Origin of the sequence: Muribaculum sp. NM65_B17, assembly GCF_004793735.1 — a bacterium.
Taxonomy (GTDB): Bacteria; Bacteroidota; Bacteroidia; order Bacteroidales; family Muribaculaceae; genus Muribaculum; species Muribaculum gordoncarteri.
This window is the reverse complement of record NZ_SRYY01000025.1, coordinates 1-3,322: the sequence shown is the minus strand read 5'-3', so window position 1 is coordinate 3,322 and position 3,322 is coordinate 1. Positions and strand designations below refer to the sequence as shown.

Below are 3,322 nucleotides of genomic sequence, written 5' to 3'. Positions count from 1 at the left end.
GTGAAGGGGGCGGTTACCTACTCTCCCACTTTCGCAGTACCATCGGCGTGGCGGGGTTTAACTTCTCTGTTCGGAATGGGAAGAGGTGGAACCCCCGCGCTGTCACCACCTTAGTTTTTCTCTTTTTCCTGTCGTCGCCGCTCTTAGGCGACCGGTGTGGTGGAGGAAGCGGACTTCCTGGAAGCTGATACGGGTCTTCGACTCAATCGAAGCCTCGGAATGTGCACTGCGACCGTCCCGCGGCGGCGTGGCCTGCGGAACCTTTGCATTGAGCACGGGGGACTTGCGTCCCGGAAAGGGTTCGGGCGATTAGTATTGCTCGGCTATGGACGTTGCCGCCCCTGCACCTGCAACCTATCTACGTCATCGTCTTTGACGGCCCTGTGTGGAAATCTTATCTTGGGGAGGGCTTCGTGCTTAGATGCTTTCAGCACTTATCCTGACCAGACGCGGATACCCGGCGGTGCACCTGGCGGTACAACCGGTAAACCGGAGGTCTGTCCAACACGGTCCTCTCGTACTAGTGTCGGAGCCCCGCAAATTTCCTGCGCCCACAGCAGATAGAGACCGAACTGTCTCACGACGTTCTGAACCCAGCTCGCGTGCCACTTTAATAGGCGAACAGCCTAACCCTTGGGACCTTCTCCAGCCCCGGGATGTGACGAGCCGACATCGAGGTGCCAAACCACTCCGTCGATATGAGCTCTTGGGAGGGATCAGCCTGTTATCCCCGGAGTACCTTTTATCCTTTGAGCGATGGCCCTTCCATGCGGAACCACCGGATCACTATGCTCTAGTTTCCTACCTGTGCGACTTGTGAGTCTCCCAGTCAAGCACCCTTGTGCCATTACACTCTGCGGCCGGTTACCAATCGGCCTGAGGGTACCTTTAGAAGCCTCCGTTACTCTTTTGGAGGCGACCACCCCAGTCAAACTACCCACCAAGCAGTGTCCTCGATTGTCGAGTTAGAGACCAAATGTGCGAAGGTCAGTATTTCAACGTCGGCTCCACGGGGACTGGCGTCCCCGATTCGCTGCCTCCTGACTATCCTACACATCGCACACCCGGTCACAGTGCTAAGCTGCAGTAAAGGTTCACGGGGTCTTTTCGTCCCGCTGCGGGTAATCGGCATCTTCACCGATACTACAATTTCACCGAGCTCATGGTTGAGACAGTGTCCGGATCATTACACCATTCGTGCAGGTCGGAACTTACCCGACAAGGAATTTCGCTACCTTAGGACCGTTATAGTTACGGCCGCCGTTTACCGGGGCTTCAATTCAACGCTTCTCTTGCGATGACGTCTCCTCTTAACCTTCCGGCACCGGGCAGGTGTCAGGCCATATTCTTCGTCTTTAAACTTTGCATGGCCCTGTGTTTTTGTTAAACAGTTGCCTGGACCTATTCTCTGCGCCCCTCCCGGGGGAGGGGACCCCTTATCCCGAAGTTACGGGGTCAATTTGCCTAGTTCCTTAACCATGATTCACTCGAGCGCCTAAGTATGTTCTACCCGACCACCTGTGTCGGTTTGCGGTACGGGCCCGTCACGGATTGCTTAGCGGGTTTTCTCGGGAGCATGGTTACCACCGCTATCCGCTTGCCCGGGGGCTCGCGGTACTATCCCGTTTCACCAGGCGGCGCGTACTTTACTACGCCGCCTATAGCTACGCGGTTCAACGCACTATTCCGTCAGTGCGCGGGTGTGTCACTTCTCCGTCGCCGCATCGCTCCGCGCCGGGGTGCCGGAATGTTGACCGGCTGTCCATCGGGTCCGCCGTTCGGCTGCCCCTTAGGTCCCGACTGTGCCTGAACCGATTAGCGTTGTTCAGGAACCCTTGGTCTTTCGGCGGGGAGGTTTCTCGCCTCCCTTGTCGTTACTTATACCTACATTTGCTTTTCCGATGCCTCCAGCACGCCTTGCGACGCACCTTCTAGGGCCTACGGAATGCTCCCCTACCAATGTTGCTCTAAGCAACATTCCACGGCTTCGGCAGCGGGCTTATGCCCGATTATTATCCACGCGGGATCACTCGACTAGTGAGCTGTTACGCACTCTTTAAATGAATGGCTGCTTCCAAGCCAACATCCTAGCTGTCAAGGCAATCCCACCTCGTTATGGTCTTCAACTTAGCCCGCATTTGGGGGCCTTGGCCGGTGGTCTGAGTTGTTCCTCTCTCGGACGCGGACCTTAGCACCCGCGCCCTCACTCCCGGGATTCGTGCCGCGGCATTCGGAGTTTGTCAGGACTTGATAGGCGGTGAAGCCCTCGCATCCTATCAGTCGCTCTACCTCCGCGGTACATGTCCCGAGGCTGCACCTAAATGCATTTCGGGGAGTACGAGCTATCTCCAAGTTTGATTGGCCTTTCACTCCTACCCTCAGGTCATCCGAAAGCTTTTCAACGCTTACCGGTTCGGTCCTCCAGATGGTGTTACCCATCCTTCAACCTGCCCGAGGGTAGATCACTTGGTTTCGCGTCCACCTCCGCCGACTCAGCGCCCTGTTAAGACTCGCTTTCGCTTCGGCTCCGTGCGTAATCGCACTTAGCCTCGCCGGCGACGGTGACTCGTAGGTTCATTATGCAAAAGGCACGCCGTCACCACATTGCGTGGCTCCGACCGCTTGTAGGCACATGATTTCAGGGTCTGTTTCACTCCTCTGTTCGAGGTTCTTTTCACCTTTCCCTCACGGTACTGGTTCGCTATCGGTCTCTCGGTAGTGTTTAGCCTTGCGAGATGGTCCTCGCGGATTCACGCAGGATTTCTCGTGTCCCGCGCTACTCAGGTGCCGCCCTTGTCGCGCTCACGCTTTCGGGTACGGGGCTGTCACCCTCTACGGCCCGGCTTTCCAGCCGGTCCCCCTAGCGTTCGCGCGTCCTTGACGGGCGGTCCTACAACCCCCGGCGCCGCCTCGACGGCCCGGGTTTGGGCTCCTCCGCGTTCGCTCGCCACTACTTGCGGAATCATTGTTATTTTCTCTTCCTCCGGGTATTGAGATGTTTCAGTTCCCCGGGTTCGCCCCCGGCCATGAGCCGGGTGCCGGAATCCCTTCCGGCGGGTTGCCCCATTCGGAAATCCGCGGATCAAAGGGCATTTGCCCCTCCCCGCGGCTTATCGCAGCTTATCACGTCCTTCTTCGCCTCCGAGAGCCAAGGCATCCTTCATGTGCCCTTGTCTCCTTTCCTTAGAGTTTTTTTCTTTTCGCCTACTCAATCTGTCGCATCGTATATGCATACCTAATGCTTTGATTTCGTCATTTGTTTCACTCGTATCTTGATTCTGAATTCTCAGAATCGCTTCCAGCATGTCAATGTCCTCTTCCT

At 56.7% G+C, this 3,322-nt stretch carries 2 rRNA genes; both read right to left on the bottom strand.

The features are described 5' to 3' along the window. Positions 1 to 4: 4 nt before the first annotated feature. Positions 5 to 113, bottom strand: a 5S ribosomal RNA gene (gene rrf / locus E5354_RS14090). A gap of 176 nt (positions 114 to 289) precedes the next feature. After that, positions 290 to 3,184 (bottom strand): 23S ribosomal RNA (locus tag E5354_RS14085). Positions 3,185 to 3,322 lie beyond the last annotated feature (138 nt).